Source organism: Pseudomonas helleri, assembly GCF_045830615.1.
Taxonomy (GTDB): domain Bacteria; phylum Pseudomonadota; class Gammaproteobacteria; order Pseudomonadales; family Pseudomonadaceae; genus Aquipseudomonas; species Aquipseudomonas helleri.
Genome location: NZ_CP174501.1, coordinates 4020147 through 4038898, shown reverse-complemented (window position 1 = coordinate 4038898; position 18752 = coordinate 4020147). Strand labels below are relative to the sequence as shown.

The following is an 18752-nucleotide window of genomic DNA, read 5'->3' as shown; positions in this document are numbered from 1 at the left end:
AGCCCCTCACCCTAACCCTCTCCCGGAGGGAGAGGGGACTGATTGGGGGATGCCGGGGTTTCTCGGTAGCCTGCTTGCTGCGCGACAGCGCGGCGTCTAAGACGAGGGTCTAGCCGTTAAGCAACGCCTTGAACTCGGCCTGCTGCGCCGGGGCGATGCAGATCTTGATCAAATGCTCGATTTGCCGGGCGGTTGCGTGCTTTTGTTGCAGCAACTCAATCGCCCTGACCCACAGGGCTTTGCGGCAATAAGGTTGCAGATACTCCGCGGTAGCTACTTTTTGCCCCTGAATCATCAACTTGGCCGCTGGTCTGAACGCTTTGTTGACAGCGATCAGGCGCGGTTGCGCCTTGACCTTGGCAAGCAAGGACGGCTTGGGAAGTGCACCGGCACCGTGGCTGCCAGCGTCGGCAGTTCGGCGTGGTAGCGTTCACCGTGATGATCGAAGAACCCTTGGTTCATCGTGTGGTGATAGCGTTTTTTGGAGTAGTAATGGTGGATGCAATCATTGGCGGTCACCACGTTCGTGCCGGCCATGGCAAAGGACACGGCGATCTGCTCGATGGTGTGCAGCTTGGCGTAATGCCCGTTCCATTCATCGATCAGCGCGATGGCTTTGTCCAGCAGCCCGGCATTGGCGCGAGTCATGCCGCAAATGCCGCTGTTGTACAGCTTGAGGCTGTCGGCAGGGGCTTTGCCGTTGGCGATCAGTTCATCTGAAAACGCCACGTAATCGGCGCGCAACTTGGCTTCGGCCCACTCCCATTCAAATTCATCCAATAAGTACTGCTGATCGCTGACGCGTTCAAACAGCAGGGCCGGGTCTTTGAAAAACACCGTGTCGGTGTCGACGAAGATGGTCTTGTCCGCGAGTTTGGCCCCGGCGGCGATGGCGCAAGCTTTGCGGCGATGGGTGTAGCCATAGGCGCCTTTCCACTGCGCCAGTAGCTCGGTGCTCAGGGCGATGACCGTGACGGGCCAGCCTTCAAAGGTCTGGGGCTCGTCGGTCATTAACGTGATGGTGAAACTGTCGGGCGTGCGTCGTTCGCGCAGGGCCGAAAGAATGCTGAGTTTGGCTTCTTGGCGGTAAACGGCATTACCACCGTACAGCAGGTACAACAGGTGGGAGGAATCCCTACATCCATGCTTTTAAGTGTGCGTTAGCCCAAGGTCGGGTTGTCCAGCGGTGCACATTATGCCGTAAACGTGCAGGGCTCGATAACCCGCCAGCCGCTGCCACGAGGCGGCGGCTGGCGGGGCTTGATCACGCGCCGATCAGCTCTACGCGCTCAGGAACGCGGTTCATCAGCACTTTACCGGCACGGATCGAGACGCGAGCCTTGGCCTGGCGGCGCAACACTTCGTAATCATTTTCTGCGTCGAGGATCACCAGGTTGGCCGGACGGCCGACGGCAATGCCATAGCCTTCACCCAGGTTGAGAGTGCGGGCGCTGTTGTCGGTGACCAGGTCCAGGCAGCGCTTGAGGTCTTCAAAGCCCATCATGTGGCAGATGTGCAAACCGGCATCCAGCACGCGCAAGATGTTGCCGTTGCCCAGCGGGTACCACGGGTCTTTGATCGAGTCCTGGCCCAGGCAGACGTTCATGCCGGCGCGGTCCAGTTCGGCCACGCGGGTCACGCCGCGGCGTTTGGGGAAGGTGTCGAAACGGCCTTGCAAGTGGATGCTTTCGGTCGGGCACGAGACAAAGTTGATGCCCGAGGCCTTGAGCAGGCGAAACAGCTTGGAGCAGTAAGCGTTGTCGTAAGAACCCATGGCGGTGGTGTGGCTGGCCGTGACCCGGCTGCCCATGCCGCGCACGCGGGCTTCTTCGGCCAGCACTTCGAGAAAGCGCGAGTGCGGGTCGTCGGTTTCGTCACAGTGCACGTCCACCAGGCAACCGGTGCGCTCGGCCAGGTCCATCAAAAACTTGATCGAACTGACGCCCTGGTCGCGGGTGTTTTCAAAGTGCGGAATCCCGCCCACCACGTCTGCGCCCATCTCCACGGCGCGGGTCATCAGTTCGCGGCCATTGGCATACGACTCGATCCCTTCCTGGGGGAAGGCGACGATTTGCAGGTCGATCAGGTGGCGCGCTTCTTCACGCACTTCGAGCATGGCCTTGAGCGCTGCGAGCGTTGGGTCGGTCACGTCGACGTGGGTGCGCACGTGCTGAATGCCGTTTTCGGCCAGCATGCGAATGGTGGTGTGGGCGCGCTGCTTGGTGTCTTCGTGGGTGATGGTTTCTTTGCGCTGGGCCCAACGCTCGATGCCTTCGAACAGCGTACCGCTGAGGTTCCATTCGGGTTGGCCGGCGGTGAGTGCTGCATCCAGATGGATATGCGGCTCAACCAGCGGTGCGATCACCAATTGGCCTTGAGCGTCGATATCGCCGGGTTGTGCCGCGACACTGCCGGTTTGCAGGGTGATGGCGCTGATGCGCTCGCCTTCACAGCTGACCGTGTACAGGCCTGGGGTTTTGCGCAAGGTGGCGTTGATGATGTTCATGGTCGGTCCTGTCGTTGGGCTTCGGTCATGCGCCATACCAGCAGGGCGACCGAAGCGTTCATTCTAAAAAGTGGATCATCGAGCGATTGCCCGCTGAGCTGCTCGATACGTTGAATCCGTTGGTTCAGGGTGTTGCGGTGGATGCTTAAACGTTGCGCGGCCTTGAGGGCGTTGCCGTTTTCCTGGAGCAGGGCGTCCAGGGTGTCGATCAAACTATTGGGCTGTTTGCGGCGGCTCTCGATCATTCGCCCGAGGGTTTGCTTGACGAACAGGTCGATCACCGAGCGATCGCCAATGGCCTGCAGCAAGCGCAGCACCCCCAGTTCGTTGAAGTCGCACAGGCCGGTGGCCGGGCGCAGGTTCTCGGCAACGTCCAGCGCCTGACGGGCCTGATTGAGGGCTTGAGGGTAGTGCTCACAGGCGTCGACCTTGCTCGCCAGCCCCATGAATAGCGCCAGGTCGCCGATCACCGGTTGCAACTGCTGAGAGAGGCGGGCCAGGTCGGCGCGAACGTTGTCGTGGTCTGCCAGCAGCAAGATAAACAGATCGCCTTGCACCACCACTGGCAGCGCATCCGGCAGGGCACGGCTCCAGGCGTCGAGATGGTCCTGGACGGCCTGACGAATCAGTTGCAGCAAGCGCTCGGCTTCATCCGGGGCGTGGCTGTCAAACAGCGTAGCAACCGCCGACAGGCGCAACGCTACCAGGCGTCGCGGGCTGTCCAGCGGCAGCTTTAAATGCGCGGCACGTTGGCGGGCGGTGGCGAGGCTCGGGTAATCGCCGCTGAGCAACTGCGCCAGAATGTCATGGCGCGAGCGCTTGGCCTGGGCCATTTGCACAAGCGCGGTGCCGATCAGGTGCGTGACGATGACCATCTTCAGCAGGTACGGCTGCTCAATCAGCGGCAAGCCATAGTGCTCGGCCAGTTCTACAACGGCCTGGGGGATGCGCCGGATAAACGCCTCGCCGGTCAGAATCACCAGCCCGGCGATGCCGCTGGCATCGCCTTCGTGCACCAGCCGCAGCAGGTTGGCTTCATCGCGGGGGTGGTTGATCCCCGTGACAAACACCAACTCGCCGCCCATCACCCATTCGCCAATGCCTTCGTTCTCGGCCACGTACGACCAGCGCACGGTGCGATGCAGGTTACGGGCGCCTGCCCGAATGGCCATTTCTTCAAGGCCGGGCAGCGCCAGAATTTCTTCAACGGTGAGGCTCAAACCGCCTCCTGCGTGCGGTGTTTGCCGATCTCAAGCAGCAACACGTAGCACAGGGCCGAAGCGGCAATGCCTACCAGCGGCGCGATCCAGGGCGATGAGTAGGCCAGTATGGCGCCCACGGCATACGACACCAGGCCCCGCAGGTTGTAGCGCGGCAGGCTGACCGAGGCCAGTTGCGGGTACTTGCCGTGATGGCGATACCAGAAGTCGGCCATGATCACGCCGCCGATGGGCGGGATCACCGAGCCGAGCAGCACCAGAAACGGAATCAGCATTTCGTACATGCCGCCGATGGCCAGCACCACGCCGATGGCGGCGGCAATCAGGGTCATGGTGCGGCGACGTTCAGTGCGCACCAAGTGGCAGGCAGCGGCCGACACGTTGTAAATGGTCGGGCCCTGAATGGTCCACAAATTAAGGCACAGCATAATCACCGCGGCGAACGACAAGCCTTGCAGCATCATCACTTCAACGATATCGGCCTGTTGGTAAACGATGGCGCACCAGGCACCGGCGACCACCATCAGGCCGTTGCCGAGCAGAAAACTGACCACGCTGGCGATGACTGCAACCCGCCCGGTACGCGACAGGCGCGTCCAGTTGGTGGCTTGCGTCGCGCCGCTGGCGAAGGTGCCGAAGACCATGGTGATCGCGGCCGAGAAGGTCATGGTTTCATGCGGGATCACCGCTGCCAGCGCCTTGAAGCCGCCGACGTGCTGGGTGGCGAGGGCCATCGAGACAATCATCAGCACCAGCATCAACGGCACTGAAATACGCGACAGCACATCCAGGCCTTTAAAGCCGATGATGGCGGTGATGCTGAAGCCAAAGCCAAACACGATCATCAGCGGGACGGTAAAGCCCTCGGCCAGGCCGAGCATCTTGACCAGCACAATCGCCACCGTCGCCGCGCCCCAGGCGTACCAGCCCAGTTCGGCGAACCCCAAAATAAAGTCCGAAAGACGGCTGCCGGCCTCGCCAAAGCAAAAGCGCCCCATCAACACCGTGTTCAGCCCGCTGCGCGATGCGATCAGCGCCAGCGCGGCGGCATACAGCGCCAGCAAGCCATTGCCGATAGCGGCAATCCACAGCATGTCGACAAAATTGAACGCCATGCCCAACTTGCCGCCGGCGAACATCGTGCCGGTGAAAAAGGTAAAACTGAACAACACCATCGATATCGGTAGCAGGCCCTTGCGAGCAGTGCTGGGTGCTTCGCTCAACGCAAATTCACCGTGTGAACTCATGAGATTTTCTCCGCCTTTAGTGGGTTGGCCGTGGTCCGTGGCCTGGCTGGGCCAAAGCAATTACCGGGCCTATTTTACTAGGTGGCAACATGCTGAATAAAAGCGGGCAGAAGTAATAATGAAGGGTGTTCAAAGTGCACATACCGAGTTGTATTTTTATAAGGATGGTGTGCATTTTGCTTTATTTTGAAGCGCGCGTGCACTGTTTTAGGCGGGGAGAAAGGTAACCCCCCGGTAGGAGCGAGCTTGCCTCGCGATCTTTTGATCTTTTTAAAAGATCGCGAGGCAAGCTCGCTCCTACAGAGGTGGCAGGGTCAAGTGGCTCACGATTTTCCGGGATGTTTCGCACAGGTTTGCCAATTGCCGGGCCAAGGGGGCGACGCCTATAGTCGTTGCTCGCCGTTTGGGCGACCGGGTTTGGCGACTTGGGCAACATTTAGCTGGCATGCGGTTGTTATATGCGGCGGAGCGTGTATTTTGCTTGCGTTGCTTTATGGCAGCTGTGCGTGGGAGATCTTCGGGTCTGCCGGGTTTTCCTAAATGTTACCGGTTCGCCAACCCGCGCACAGTGGCCACCTATTTTCGTTTGGCGACGAGAGTGGTTGGCTCAAATCTGACATTTAGGAGCTTTACTTATGACTGCATCCCCCTACATCCCGTTAACCGCGATCGACTGCACCATTCCCGCCTTACTGATTGACCGAAACGCGCCGCTGGATGTGTTGCATGCCAACGCCATGGCCCGTGTGCTGGCGGTTACCCAATTGATGGAAACCTTTTCCTGCCGCGAGATAGAGCAGGCCGACGCGGTCGACCTCAAACACCTGGCAACCACGGCCATGCTGTTGCTGCGTGATGGCTGCGACCTGATGAATGTGGTGAGCTGGCGTTTGCAGCCCGCCTGAAACCTCTGTAGGAGCGAGCTTGCCTCGCGATCTTTTGATCTTGGAAGCTCGCAGCCTTCGTGCCTCGTCAGCGACTACAGGGTTGAAGCGTTACATCGTGACAACCCCAAAAAACAAAACCCCCGCTAAACCCAACTGTATCCAGGGCTTAACGGGGGTTTTTAGTCAGGCGGTCAAGCCGCCTGGCCACTCAGCTTACTGGCATAGTAGCCAGCCAGGATTCGTATACTTTCTTGAAGTCGACGCCAGTCGGGCTCTACAGAGCGATTTTGTCGTTTTTGTAGCTGTGAATCGTATACATTTAGCGCTTTTTCAGCGCTTTCTTGTCTTAAAGTATACGGAAATCGTCCGGGCTCTCGTAGTGGTTTTTAGGGCGAGGCGTCGGTGGTCGTTTCCGACAAAAGGTTATAGATGCTGGCCAGAACCATAGTGAAGGAGGGGGGGGGCGCATGGCCGCTTTCCGACTACGCTGTGGTGCTATGCCCACCGTAGACAGGAAATTTCCACGATGCACTCCTTAAGCAAAATACACATCAAGAACTTCCGCTCGTGTATGCTGATTTGATACGCAAAATGAGCGAGAGGATGGGGCACCACTCAGCAAACACGTCATTGGCATACGCAGTCGGATTACGGACAACCAGTAGCACTGTTCACTAGGGCCATAGTCGGAAATGGTACAGAGCTCCATTCGCGAGGCCATTGGCGGTTTCCCTGCTCTGATAGGTTGACGGCGATCTGAATATCCCTGCTTTGGGCCAGCCCCCTATCGGGGTGCGGCTGTCGTAAACCAAACCCTGGCTTCGCCAGGTTTTGACCCTGCGGGCTTCCATCATCAGGCCTTTGGCCCAGAGGGCCGGCGCGCTCCGCTTGCGCTCGATGCTTCGCGAGTACGAAATCATGAGCAGTTTCACTAAGCGTTGTGGGTCGAAAAAGTGGCCATGCGCCTGGACACTTTGCCATTCGCAAAAGCAGATCGAAGCGTTGTTACGAAAACAACGACTGCCAATTTGCGTTGCTATCGTGATTACGCTTAACGCGAAGCACGGATGGGCGAGTCCCTTGTGCCCCCCTTGCGTACCTTCGATTATCGGTACTTATTTGCATCGCCCATCCGGTGCGACGGGCACACCTACTAGCAGGATAACTCCTGTTTCCCAGCGGCCAAAGGTTCATACGCAATGGAGTAGTCGTTCCCGACACGCTTGATACGGGCAAAACCGAGCGCCCCCAGATGCATCCCAGCGACCATCAAGTTGTCGGAGCACGCAACGTCCAGCAGCTTCGTCCGCGTGGCCGCTGATAGCATCGGGTCGTGGTCGAATGCAATCGTAACGTCAGGGCGCGCAATCTGAATCTGAGGAAAATGAACAATATCGCCCCATATCAGCAGATTTCCTGCCACGGAATCTAGTCGGTAGCCGCAATGCCCGACGGTATGCCCAGGTAGTGGCATCGCACTGATGCCAGGCAGAACGTCATTCGACGTGAATGGGCGCAGATTATTCCGGTATCGCTCAAACATCCTTCGTGCAAAAAGAAAGTTTCCACGTGCGCGTTCGCTGGCCTGACCAAGGTGTCCATCGTCCTTCCAGAATGCCAACTCCCGCTGGTGCACAACCAACTCAGCATTGGCGAAGGCCATTTCTCCGGAGGCGGTCAACAAGCCGCCGATATGATCGGGATGAGCATGAGTAAGCAGAATTGTGTCTATGTCAGCGGGTTGCACGCCCGCCAGTGCAAGATTTGCCTCCAATTCGCCGCCCCATTGATTTAAGCCCCCAGCACCTGCGTCTATTAGAATTGTTCGGCCACGACCACGTATCAGATAGCAATTGATGTGGATCGACGCAGGATTGCTAATTCCGGCGGCTGACTGAATGTGGGCTGCCTCCGGAGGTGTGATGTTAGCCAGAAAATCCAGACTGGCGTCCAGATAGCCGTCGCTGATAGCGGTAATCGAAAATTCGCCTACGTGCTGACTGGGGAGTCGCGGGCAAGGTATGTTCGCATTACTCATGACTGTAACTGCTCTGCCATTGCACGATATACATACAGCCCCTGCAGATCTCTAGCCCCCGCTTGAACACAATCTAGTTTGGCCAACCAGCGCTGCTTAGGAGTCTTATCCAACGCAACGGCGTGCAGCGCTACAGGCGTAAGGCCTAACTCGATGAGTACATCAGGGCCTTGCTCACTTACCAGCAGGAACTCGTCCGACCCTAAGGCAAATGCTCGGTCTTGCCCGCCGTAGAGATTACGTCTCCAGTCAGTAATGTGCGACTGCCAGCGGGAAAAATTGCCACCTCCCTTTTGGCGGTACTCGTCACTCTGCAATACGACAGGCGCTTCGACTGAATGCAAGGCCAAGTAGGCCGGGCAATTTCCGCTCAAGGCCTTGAAGCGCTGTGAAGAGCTGAATCCCACTACCGATATCAGAGCGGGCAGTTTTTCAAAGCTGTAAAAATCATTCCACTCGGCTTCGCTGGAAGGATCAGTGTAGTTGCATTCGACTGTGTAAATCATAAAGCCACCACATGAGTTGATGTTCCGTCATGCTAGTGGCACGGTAGCGACCAAGAAAACGACATTTTGACACCCTTCAGTGACTAAAAATCAAGCTGTTGTATTGATAAGAGAAAAAACCATGCGTCGAGCACTGCCCAGTAACACTGCATTGGTGGCCTTTGAATCAGCTGCCCGCCATGGCAGCTTCGCCCGTGCTGCTGATGAGCTGGCCTTGACCGAGGGCGCAATCAGTCGACAGATAGGCCGCCTTGAAGCCTTTCTGGGTGTCACCCTCTTTGAGCGCGTGGGCAACCGCGTGCGGCTTCTGCCTAACGGTGAACGCTATTCATCCCAAGTGCGCGAACTACTCGACCGCTTGGATAGAGATACCCAGTATTTGAAAGGCCAGCCTGTAAACAGCGCAAGCCTTGATATCGCCGTCAGCCCTACCTTTGCTTTGCGCTGGCTAATCCCTCGTTTGCCGAGCTTTCACCAGCAACACCCAAATATCTGTGTACACCTCTCGGAACGCATTGAACCATTCGTACTCGCCGGAAGTGGTTTTGATGCAGCCATCCATTTTGAGCATCCGGCCTGGACAGGCATGCACACCCACCGCCTGTTGAGCGAAGTGTTAATTCCGGTTTGTCATCCTGCCCTACTGAAGCAGGGAAAGCAGGGAACGGCGCTAAACTCATTGCCGCGATTACACCGACGACAGAACCCGGATGCGTGGCAGCGCTATGCCGAGGAAACAGGAATTGTCCTGAGTAACCCAGCGATGGGCGCACGCTACGACTTGCATGCGATGTTGATTGAGGCAGCACTAGCTGGCCTCGGTGTGGCACTCGTACCGCGCATATACGTGGAAACAGAGCTGTCGCAAGGCAAGTTGGTGGCGCCATGGCCCCAGAAGGAGAATGTAGCCAAGACCTTTTGCCTTGTGTTGCCCCAAAATCTTGAGCTTAGCCAAAGACCAATCCAGGCATTTGCGCACTGGTTGTTGAAGGAAACGCAGGTGAAGTAGGGTAGGCTTTCTGCATGATTTCGTGAGCGGCTGTGTTTGGCCGACGACAGACGTCACTCCAGAAGCACTTGGAAGGGCTGGTGATGAAGGTGGGCACAACCCAGCGAATGCCTTCGCTGACTTTATGATGGCGCGAGACAGGCAAGCTTAGCCCCAGACCATAATGACGGCACCCAGATGAGATACGGCCCAAAGGAATGCTTATGATCACCCGCTCCCTAGCTGAGCAATTGCGTAACGCTCAGCACGTCGTAGTCTTCACCGGGGCGGGTGCTTCAGCAGAGAGTGGTATCCCGACATTCAGGGACGCTTTGACAGGACTCTGGGAGCGGTTTGATCCTGCACAGCTCGCTACTAGCGACGCATTCCGAGCTGATCCATCACTGTGTTGGGGATGGTATGAATGGCGCCGGCATAAGGTTCTACAGGCCCATCCAAATGGAGCCCATCTCGCTATCGCCGAACTGGCCAGGCATGTGCCCAAGCTGACCGTGGTGACACAAAATGTTGATGACCTGCATGAGCGGGCGGGCAGCCAGGATGTGATCCATCTGCATGGCAGCCTGCACTCGCCTAGGTGCATCGATTGTGGGCTGCATTATATGTTGCCCCTCACGTCCGAAGCTCAGCCTGAAGGTGGGGGTCGAATTGAGCCGCCACGATGCACTGCATGTGATGGGCATGTTCGACCTGGAGTCGTTTGGTTTGGTGAGATGATGCCGGAAGGCGCTTGGAGCTTAGGGCTCGCTGCTGCAGAAAGGTGTGATGTATTTCTGTCGATTGGTACGTCAGGGATTGTTTACCCAGCTGCGGAGCTCCCACTACGAGCGTTGGGACTGGGGGCAACTGTCGTACACGTCAACCCTGTGCGCTTCGATGTCAGCAGCCAAGAGCACTTTCTTGAAGGCCCTGCTTCGATGATGATGCAGAACCTGCTACATGAAGCTTTTGGCGACCATCCTGTCTCGTAGTCGATGGTGGTTCACATTACTTCAGTTTTCGGGCTTGCCGCCTGGCTAGGTACGGCTGTCGTGAACCAAACCCCAGAGGAGGCGGATTTTGGCCCTTGCGGGCGTCCATCCAACCCGTCGGCCAAAGGTGAAAGCAACATGCCCTTGGACGACGCCCCTTAATTCTCGGCAATTAAAGGCTTATATCTCCGCAGCCTAGTGTGGATCCGAGTAACTCACCAGAGCTCTGGTGTAGGCAGTGTCAGAGAGGGGCGGTAAATAAGAACTTATAGAAAAACTCTCTAGGGTCACTTATTTTCATAATTAGTGCTCCGTCGAGAAGTTCAGTCGTGCACCTTTTGATAATTTCATAAACGTCATCTCTGAACATTTTTGTATTTATTTTTGTGACGTATTTGGTCAGGTCGTCGTGATAAATTCCGTCCCACTCAATCTCTGAAGGAGTGATGGTTTTATCTGATGACTCGGCTGACAAACGGAAAACAACCTTGGCGCTCCCATGCTTGCTAATGTTTACAAGGCTTCCGTCGTGATACAGACCATTTCTAAGCGAATATATCTTTTCTATTTCTTCTTTAGTGAAATTCCCAAAAGTGGCTAGAGCAAATTTAACTCCTGCTTGGAAGTCAGAAGTGCTTAAATGGCTGCTATATGCTCCACCAATTTGATCCAATATTGAAAAACATGAAAGAAGTGGTGTGTATATCCTGGTTCTCGAATTATTGAAGGATGCATTGGCCGTCTCCATCAAATCGTACAGACTGGAAGATACTGCTGTATTTGATAGGCGCTTTTTTGCAGTTATCATGTTCAAGTGGAGATACGCTAGTTCTGAAACCTCTAGACCCTCCAGCGATTTCTTTGAAAAATAGTCATCGACTTCAAAGCCGTCTTTTCCTTTAAGATCAGTGATTGGCATGTTATATCCATTTGACTCATAATTAACGGTGTGGTTTGAAAATTTAATTAGGGTACATCAATATTTTCATTAGGGAATACTCTGTACCAGTTAGAGCCGTGTTTGGTTTCAGCGGCTCTCGAAATCGAGAATATCTTGCAGCTCAGCCGACTAAGCGTCGGCATGAGTGCACAGTCAGTCATCTGCAAAAGCCTCGAGCGCACCGAGCAGCTTGGCTAGCTCAGTCAGGTTGCCTGCCGTGACGATGTCGTATTCCCCCCGACTGCTCAGCCGATAAACCTCTCGTGCCTTTTTGACACGCTCTAGCAGAGGGACGACTATGCCTGACGCCCTTTCCAGAAACTCATTGATGTCAGCCCGTGTCTGAGGAATTTTGTAGCCTTTGGCCGCGCTTGTGATGATCACGTCTGAATCGCGAAGTTTGGCGATGCCGCTGGAGCGGATCCTCTGGTCATTGATATCTCCGAAGCCGCTATCTTTTAGGTGGGCGACTATTTCTGCGGTTGGCACGTAGTCTTTGGTGACAAATTCGCTCTGGAATCTCAAGAACCGCAAAATGCTTAGCTGTAGGCGCTCATCCTCATCAGGGTGCTCACCAACCCGTTCGCTAAAAAGGTCAGCCTGGCGGAGGGCTTCTTGGTGTACCTGGTAGTCTGCGTACCCAAATTCATCAGCCGGCGGCGGCAGGAGAGGCTGGTATTTCGATGGCCACTCCAGCATTCCCAGAGTCAGACTGCGCAGCATTTTTTTGTAGGCAAGAACTGCTTCTTCCGAGGCTTTCTTCTCGTAAATCTGCGCCACTGAGCCAGCAAAGAAATCTGCAACCTGAACCAAAACGTTGTCCTTGCTGGCCATCGTCTGGAAGGCATCCTTATCGCCAAATAAGTCGTCGACGAACCGTGCTGCAACGTAGCTTTTTAGGCTGTCCTGAAATTCCTGACCACCATGCTCGTCTACGATCATCTGGAGGTCAGGGTATGCGCGGAACAAGCGTTCATAGAGCAACCCGTTCACATATTTTATGAACGAGGTCTTGATACGGAGGCCGCCATCTTTGTGGATTCGGGACTTATCAACGACGGTGAAATAGAGCTTGAATGGCAGCTCGGCTAGCTCGTTGAGGATCCGGCCACGGCGATCTGAATCCTTGGGCTTCAGATTGCTGGATTTGATCTCGCCTGTTTGGAAATGACGCTTGCGGAGTGCTTCAGCTTGGGCGTAAGCCGCTTCGAGGTCTTTCTCTGCCACTAGAATGGAGCACACGACGAAGAAGCCCGAGCTTCCACCCTTTGAAGTATCAAGGTCGGAATTCCCGGACTCATCCACGAAGGCATACGTTCTATCCATGAGTTTGCTCCATCAACACCTTACTGAGCGGTGGTCACCCAATGGCAAGGTGGCGACCTCAGTTCGTCGCAGTAGTAGTGCCCGGAGCAGGGCCTTCGCTGAACGTGTAGTTGATAACTACGTCATTACGGATCAGGACGTCGAGAGTTTTCTGAGTGCCCGTGGTCGTCACCTTCATGGTGACCACGTAGCTTTGGGCATGTGCTGAGCCATTGGTGTAAGTGTAGATCCACTTTTCGTCAGTTTCGCTGACAGCGCTCTTGGCGTAGGGCTCACCAAGCAGCGACTTCAACTCAGAGGTGGTGGTTTTGCCTTTAGTGATGCTCGCCACACTGGCCGAGGGAAAGTCTCTACCTGCGGTGAAGTGCGACGTAGCGCAACCGCCCAGTGCCAGACAAATGGCCATAACTGCGATCAAATTTTTCATGGTCGTCCTTGATAGTTGAAGCTCTGAATTTAGCTGGAGTAGATGCTAAAAGCCATCACACCTTCATCAGTTGATTTTCGCTGCATCGGCTTAACGGATATCACTTACACCTAACTTTGCAGCAAGCACAATCAACGTGTCGCTCTTATGCCTCAAATCTTAGGTCTTCCACTCAAATCCGTTGTCGCTCTCTAGCGTGACCTCCCGCATCATTGTGCTTGGTCATCACTGATTAAGTATGTTTGTGCTTGACCCCTGTCGGGGCACGGCTGTCGTGAACGAAACCCCTGCTGCGCCGGGTTTCGGCCCTAACGGGCTTCCATCCTCAAGCCTCTGGCCCGTCGCGAGCCGGCGCGCTCCGCTTACGTTTGAGGGACACAGCATTTACCCCTTTGACACGGATTAGACCGGCCATCGCGGCGTAACGAGCAGGAGCCCTAAACCTGTTCATCCATACAGCGCGAGCTGGTAGGTGATAATCTATATCCGGTGAACTATCTTATGGCTTGGATGATTTGCTGCGGAAAAGTGCTGATTTAGGACGGCATCTCTCCACCAGTCCTTTTTACTTAAATCCTGATGGCGTCACCTGGTCGATTCGAGCGCCGCCGCCATACGTGGAAGCGTTGTGCTTGGCAGGTTGCGCCCGGAGGCCGTTATCGAACCAGTAGTGAACAACCAATCTCAGCCGTCCCCTTGGCTTGAACTCTTGACCGCTCAGCGGCGTGTACTTCAGATGGCAATGTCACGCTCTAATCTGGATGACCTTCTAACCTTCATAGCAGGGGTCGGAAGCAACCACCTGGGCGGTAGATCAGCAGTGTTTTTGGTCGACGAAGGCGGTAAAACCCTCCGTTACGGGGCTTCATCGGGACTGGATGCCAGCTACATTGCGGCGATTGAGGGATTTCAGATCGGGCCGCATTCACCTTCCTGTGGCACGGCAGCCTACACCGGCGAAATGGTGATTGTGGGTGATGTGGCGAGCGATCAGCTATGGGCTCCACTGCTCCAATTAGCAAATCAGCATGGCATCGCCGCATGCTGGTCGAAGCCATTGACTGACGCCCAGGGCAAAGTTATCGGTACGTACGCGATCTATCATCGGACGCCGGAAATACCTACACCCGTCGAGCTTGAGGCAATCGAGTTCCTAGCTAACACCGCCGGGATGCTGATCGAGCGATCAGTCGCTGACAACACATTACAGATGACTTTGGAGGCTCTGTGCCGAAGTGAAATGGCCACGCGCGAAGTGAGCCATCGAGTGATGAATACGTTCCATGTGCTGGAGGGTGTTCTCTCTGTGAAAATCCGCTCTATCAGTGATCCGGATGCCAAGGCCATCGCATCGGAGGCCTTGGAGCGAATTCGCTCAATGTCTATGGTTCACCAGAAGCTCTTCGCCGTCACTCAAAACCTGCAGGTTGATCTCGATGCTTCGAGTTTCTTAGCAGACCTAGCCGGCGCCATCTCCCAGGCGTTTGTCTCTGCCGAAAAAGTGAATCTGGTGGTTGCGAAAGATGACGGTATATTATTACCTCCAGAGAAATGCACCTCGCTTGGCCTACTCATGGTTGAACTTGTGCTGAATGCGATGAAGCACGCGTTCACTGGCGAAGACCATGAGGGCACGATAGCGGTGACTTTGCGACGCTACCGTGACGCCGCAGTGCTGTCCGTTGCCGATGATGGAAAAGGCCTGCCGAATGGCGTGTTTGTGTCCAGCAAAGGTCGGCTTGGCAGCAGGTTGATTCAGTCTTTTGTAAACGACCTCCGGGGTGATTTGAAAGCGCGGAATCTAGCTGTGGGGACAGAGTTCTCGATTTGCTTTCCTCTTACAATTTGAACGTCACTCGGTTCTAGAGGCGGACTCTCTGACGGGTTAAAACCGTGACTCATGAAAGTGCGTCACATGGATTTGGCCGAGACCACCTCTAAATATTTGTACTTTTTCCGGGCCGCTTTCACTGCTTCCTGCTCAGCGAGCAACGAGCTCAGCGTATCAGCCTCGTGAATCAGCTCGTACGTTTTCCCCTCAAACTCGTTCCCGACTCGTAGCGTGACCCTAAGCCTTGGCGTGAATGCTTTCGCCACTTTCTTGTTGGCTAAGGGAGCTGCTACCGGCCTGTTAAACACGACCTCTGGCACAGGGTCTCGAACTGGAGCAGCAGGCACCTGTCTCTCAGGTTCAGCCGTACCGAACAATGCACGACGCATTTCTTCTTCGGTTAGATCCGCGTTCATAAAACCTCTCGATGGAGCGAAAATCTGCTTAATGAATTCTAGTAGGGTGGCTATGCCACAACGCCCTATTGAGTAAAGATGGACATCAAATGCCCAGGTCGATTTCGAGACAGGAGCCTCTCCATGCTCGCGATAGCAGCTCTTTCGGCAGTCGCGTAATGAGCCCGTCCGCGAGATCACTCGCATGACGAGCGTACAGCGTTACGATACCTAGAGCTGGGCCTCGGCCCGGTACAAAAGCTCCGACTCGCTCTTGGGCAATTTTCAGTATATTCAGGACATCCTGGCTCACCTGTTTCGTGGACAGGTGCTCAACTACTGGCTTTGCTGGAGGAACGGCGCTGCTCCACATTTCTACGACTAGCAGGAGCAGCCCTTCTGAGCCCAAATGGTCGAGAGCCATATCCCAAAGCAGACGCTCCTGCGCTATATCCAAGCGACTTCTAGTCATTACTGGGTTCTGAATGCATAGGCTTTTTCTCGATTGCGAGTTCACCCAGCTCTCATCTGCAGCGAAGCTGATATCGCTGGCACTTGTGGCTGAGGATGGGCGCGAATTCTACGTTGAATTGCAGGACACGTGGCAGGCCGGTGACTGCAGTGACTTTGTGAAGGAGATCGTGCTTCCGCAGTTATGGGGTGGTAACTACTCGCTGCCGACCTTGGAGGCGAGGAGCGCAATACTGGGGTTTCTGACGTCTTTCAAAAACGAGGTCGAAATCGTCACAGACGCCCCGCAATTCGACTGGGAGCTTTTTTGCGACTTGGTCTATGAGTCTGGACGCTGGCCTAGAAATGTTCGGAATTTTCCTACCGACGCGACGAAGCTGGCTCCTACCCACGAAGGAAAAGAGCTGCCTCATCACGCTTTGCTCGATGCCAGGATTATCGCCGGTATGTTCGCGTCCGAGTGCCGAGGAACGCCAGATGGAACCTGAGCGGGCTAGACGGAATTATGCCTCTTGCTTATTCGCTGGATTTTTCGATCTCTATTCACACCAAACCTCGAATAACTACACAAAAAAGTAGGGTTAAATACTTGGCTTTTGGGGGCAAAAACGAGCCGGGGCCTGCGGCCCCAAATGGCGAGTAGGATGCAGAGGTCGGAAGGGCAACCCGAAACGATGTTATGGGCTTGAAGATCTGCTTAAAAAATCCTTCAGATCGAAGAGCCCACACCAAAAAAAGCGATCAGAAGAACAACCAGATTCTCAAAGAAAAAATGAAGAGGCTCAGGCACCGCTGCTTTTCTTTTGAACTCAAAATATACATCTCCGTTTTTGAAAAACGGATTCAAGGGCGAGCATTTTATTTTGTCGCTAATTTGACATAAATGTCGCACAAGTATAAATGCCTGTCCTCCGACTCCTATCAAATCGCATCTAAGCGCGGAAGGGATCGGAGGCAAACCTGTCAGCGACCAGTGTGCGACTGATCACTCCCATCATGGGTCGAGCACAGAGTGCTGATCCATGCTCTGCCGACTTGCTTGCCAGGTGCACCACAATGCGAACAGGTCTTCGCAGATAGCTGGATCGCTACGTCTACTGCTCCCCTGCAGAAAGCGTCCCCACCATCGTAGAAAAAACGCAGCTCCCCAAACTTGGATTTGATCTGCGCGACGGTGACTGGAGTGACCTCAGGGTGTCGCCTTAGGTAGTCCTGAAGAACTTCGCATACCGCAATCAGGAGATTCTTCCAGCCGGGGTCGCAGTAGATCTCGTCGACGGCAGGGTCAGAGAAAATCTGGGGGAAGCGTTCTCTGAACTCTTTGATGTCGATCTCGGGCAGAGCTTCAGTGTTCTGATTCATAGTGTCCAAGGTTCGTCAGGGATGAAGACTAGGCATCATTCAGGCGGTCAAGATGAAGCAGTGTGCACAGGCGATGGCTTAAGATGGACGCCAGCCTAGGCCAAAGCCCGGCGTTATCCGGGATGGGTTCACGACAGTCGCCCCCGAAGCGGGACAAGCTCAAAAAAGCAGCGCAACGGCTATTGAACTCGACGAGGCGTTGGGATGTACCGATCCCCCGCAATGCGCAGGAATTCACGCAAGCTTCGCCGCCCCACATCACGCCTGAAGGTCGCAATCACGTACGAGGAATTGACCGTGGTGATCACCCAAAATCTTCCCTCCTTTTTGACGCTCTGGATGTCCGAAGTCCGGAGTAGTCGACCATCCGAGAATCGCGGATCTGCTATCGCGAGAAGATGGCCAAATACAACGCCAACAGCACTGCACGCATGGATATGCACATTGACCAGGTAAGCAGTGATCAACCCTTCGTAATCGTGGCTGACAGCCTTTGCGATGCGAAGGAGGTCAAAGTCCGAGTAACGCTTTACGTGCAGGTCGACCGCAACGGTGTTGATCTCTGCCATGACTACGCGGCCCCAGAGGTGCAATGCGCACCATTGACCACAGCACTACGCCGATACAGCTCTTTCAACCCAGTCAGTGAGCCAACGTCGAGATCACGCTGGTGAGTATTGACGTACACATCACCGCTCTCGACATGAAGAACGCAGATCGGCACCTCTACTTGGTTGAGTCCCATCGACAAAGACGTCAATTGCTCCATCTTCCAGCCCGAACCTTTGTTCATCCAGTCAGGTGTTACGACTTGGACGTCCTGGACAACCAAGCTCTCATCCTGAGCAATGAGAAGCTCCACAAGGCGGGGCTCATCGCTGACCATCTCCTCAAAGGCCACAAATCTTCCTTCAAGTCGGCGCTTGAGACTGACGTGATACCAATGCGTCGCGAGAGATCGTGAGACCGCGTGAAAGTGAGCCAAGCCGTCGCCAAACATCCCTACCGGCCCGGCTTGGTCTTGCATGCAAATACGGAACATTATGTATCTCTTGTGATGCAGGCCCGCCTAGCGCACCTGCGATTAACATAAGCCAAATATTGTCTTCAGCGAGGCCCTCATCTCGCGCCCTTCGCCTACCAGCACGTAAACGGTGTTCCGCGTCTCAAACAGGCAAACACCGTCGAAAGACTTGCACAGAGTCGAGCGCACCCATCCTCCTGGTGGAAATCGGCCTTGTTGGTCTTGGATCACGCAATGTGCGTACATGAACATCGGTTGCAGGCCTGTTGCTCGTACCTTCGCGAGCGACTCGGGAGATTCGTCGACGTGAAAAATGAGCCAATCCTCGACTAGGCAATACGGCTTTCGACCGAAGCGATCCTCAACCAATGCCTCGATTTCGGCTCTGGGTAGTTGTGTTCCGAAAGAGGAAATCTCCCCCTCCCGAAGCAGTCCAGGGTCTGAAGAATTACCCATAAATTGCAACTCCTAAAAACAGCGGAGAGAAATGGAGCATCCTCCGGGCGCTAATCAGCCAGCGATTATGGCTAAAAGGCCATCGCCATGACTATATACATTTGTTTGGCCTCAATCAAACCCGGCATACCGTCCT

20 protein-coding genes are annotated in these 18752 nt (G+C 55.0%); 5 read left to right on the top strand and 15 right to left on the bottom strand.

Annotated elements, in window-relative coordinates:
• Positions 1-109: 109 nt before the first annotated feature.
• The 5 genes from ACJJU9_RS18215 to codB all read right to left on the bottom strand — a co-directional run bounded on the left by ACJJU9_RS18215 (position 110) and on the right by codB (position 4973).
• Positions 110-295, bottom strand: a complete 186-nt coding sequence (locus tag ACJJU9_RS18215; protein WP_407729191.1) for a hypothetical protein — start codon at positions 293-295, stop codon at positions 110-112.
• A gap of 38 nt (positions 296-333) precedes the next feature.
• Positions 334-1119, bottom strand: a complete 786-nt coding sequence (locus ACJJU9_RS18210; protein ID WP_407729190.1) for a hypothetical protein — start codon at positions 1117-1119, stop codon at positions 334-336.
• Positions 1120-1264: 145 nt separating this feature from the next.
• Complete coding sequence (gene codA / locus ACJJU9_RS18205) at positions 1265-2506, bottom strand: cytosine deaminase (RefSeq protein WP_048370657.1); 1242 nt, start codon at positions 2504-2506, stop codon at positions 1265-1267.
• Positions 2503-3726, bottom strand: a complete 1224-nt coding sequence (locus tag ACJJU9_RS18200; protein WP_153350854.1) for a PucR family transcriptional regulator — start codon at positions 3724-3726, stop codon at positions 2503-2505. The genes codA and ACJJU9_RS18200 overlap by 4 nt, the downstream gene beginning before the upstream one ends.
• Entirely contained in the window at positions 3723-4973 is a 1251-nt protein-coding gene (gene codB / locus ACJJU9_RS18195) for a cytosine permease (protein ID WP_407729189.1), read from the bottom strand. Before codB ends, ACJJU9_RS18200 begins: the two co-directional genes overlap by 4 nt.
• 635 nt (positions 4974-5608) lie before the next feature.
• Here codB and ACJJU9_RS18190 point away from each other — a divergent pair.
• Positions 5609-5878, top strand: a complete 270-nt coding sequence (locus tag ACJJU9_RS18190) for a short-chain dehydrogenase (RefSeq protein WP_123749892.1) — start codon at positions 5609-5611, stop codon at positions 5876-5878.
• Between the two features lie 1135 nt (positions 5879-7013).
• On the opposite strand, the gene ACJJU9_RS18185 is transcribed toward ACJJU9_RS18190, so the two are convergent.
• Entirely contained in the window at positions 7014-7898 is an 885-nt protein-coding gene (locus ACJJU9_RS18185) for an MBL fold metallo-hydrolase (protein WP_407729188.1), read from the bottom strand.
• Positions 7895-8404: a sugar ABC transporter gene (locus ACJJU9_RS18180; RefSeq protein ID WP_407729187.1), complete on the bottom strand. Its 510-nt coding sequence runs from the start codon at positions 8402-8404 to the stop codon at positions 7895-7897. Before ACJJU9_RS18180 ends, ACJJU9_RS18185 begins: the two co-directional genes overlap by 4 nt.
• 121 nt (positions 8405-8525) lie before the next feature.
• Between ACJJU9_RS18180 and ACJJU9_RS18175 the strand changes: the two genes are divergently transcribed.
• Together ACJJU9_RS18175 and ACJJU9_RS18170 are read left to right on the top strand one after the other, a co-directional pair.
• Positions 8526-9413: a LysR substrate-binding domain-containing protein gene (locus ACJJU9_RS18175; protein WP_407731011.1), complete on the top strand. Its 888-nt coding sequence runs from the start codon at positions 8526-8528 to the stop codon at positions 9411-9413.
• A 203-nt stretch (positions 9414-9616) separates the two neighbouring features.
• Positions 9617-10384 (top strand): SIR2 family NAD-dependent protein deacylase, encoded by a 768-nt coding sequence (locus ACJJU9_RS18170; RefSeq protein WP_407729186.1) that lies wholly within the window; start codon positions 9617-9619, stop codon positions 10382-10384.
• Between the two features lie 241 nt (positions 10385-10625).
• On the opposite strand, the gene ACJJU9_RS18165 is transcribed toward ACJJU9_RS18170, so the two are convergent.
• The 3 genes from ACJJU9_RS18165 to ACJJU9_RS18155 all read right to left on the bottom strand — a co-directional run bounded on the left by ACJJU9_RS18165 (position 10626) and on the right by ACJJU9_RS18155 (position 13077).
• Positions 10626-11303, bottom strand: coding sequence for a hypothetical protein (locus tag ACJJU9_RS18165; RefSeq protein WP_407729185.1), 678 nt, complete (start codon positions 11301-11303; stop codon positions 10626-10628).
• Between the two features lie 174 nt (positions 11304-11477).
• Positions 11478-12650 carry a DUF3800 domain-containing protein gene (locus tag ACJJU9_RS18160; protein WP_407729184.1) on the bottom strand — a complete coding sequence of 391 codons (1173 nt, stop codon included), beginning with the start codon at positions 12648-12650 and terminating at the stop codon, positions 11478-11480.
• A 58-nt stretch (positions 12651-12708) separates the two neighbouring features.
• Positions 12709-13077 (bottom strand): hypothetical protein, encoded by a 369-nt coding sequence (locus ACJJU9_RS18155; protein WP_407729183.1) that lies wholly within the window; start codon positions 13075-13077, stop codon positions 12709-12711.
• 736 nt (positions 13078-13813) lie between these two features.
• Between ACJJU9_RS18155 and ACJJU9_RS18150 the strand changes: the two genes are divergently transcribed.
• Positions 13814-14926 (top strand): GAF domain-containing protein, encoded by a 1113-nt coding sequence (locus ACJJU9_RS18150; RefSeq protein ID WP_407731010.1) that lies wholly within the window; start codon positions 13814-13816, stop codon positions 14924-14926.
• 62 nt (positions 14927-14988) lie between these two features.
• Here ACJJU9_RS18150 and ACJJU9_RS18145 read toward each other — a convergent pair whose 3' ends face one another.
• Complete coding sequence (locus ACJJU9_RS18145; protein WP_407729182.1) at positions 14989-15324, bottom strand: hypothetical protein; 336 nt, start codon at positions 15322-15324, stop codon at positions 14989-14991.
• A gap of 464 nt (positions 15325-15788) precedes the next feature.
• On the opposite strand from ACJJU9_RS18145, the gene ACJJU9_RS18140 reads away from it, so the two are divergent.
• Complete coding sequence (locus ACJJU9_RS18140; protein WP_407729181.1) at positions 15789-16262, top strand: hypothetical protein; 474 nt, start codon at positions 15789-15791, stop codon at positions 16260-16262.
• Between the two features lie 475 nt (positions 16263-16737).
• Here ACJJU9_RS18140 and ACJJU9_RS18135 read toward each other — a convergent pair whose 3' ends face one another.
• From ACJJU9_RS18135 to ACJJU9_RS18120, 4 genes are all read right to left on the bottom strand, one after another.
• Positions 16738-17136 carry a hypothetical protein gene (locus ACJJU9_RS18135; protein ID WP_407729180.1) on the bottom strand — a complete coding sequence of 133 codons (399 nt, stop codon included), beginning with the start codon at positions 17134-17136 and terminating at the stop codon, positions 16738-16740.
• Positions 17137-17315: 179 nt separating this feature from the next.
• The gene (locus tag ACJJU9_RS18130) at positions 17316-17705 is read right to left on the bottom strand and encodes a hypothetical protein (protein ID WP_407729179.1); all 390 of its coding nucleotides are present in this window, start codon (positions 17703-17705) and stop codon (positions 17316-17318) included.
• A gap of 2 nt (positions 17706-17707) precedes the next feature.
• Positions 17708-18178, bottom strand: coding sequence for a hypothetical protein (locus ACJJU9_RS18125; protein ID WP_407729178.1), 471 nt, complete (start codon positions 18176-18178; stop codon positions 17708-17710).
• Positions 18179-18220: 42 nt separating this feature from the next.
• Positions 18221-18616, bottom strand: a complete 396-nt coding sequence (locus ACJJU9_RS18120; protein WP_407729177.1) for a DUF6957 family protein — start codon at positions 18614-18616, stop codon at positions 18221-18223.
• Positions 18617-18752 lie beyond the last annotated feature (136 nt).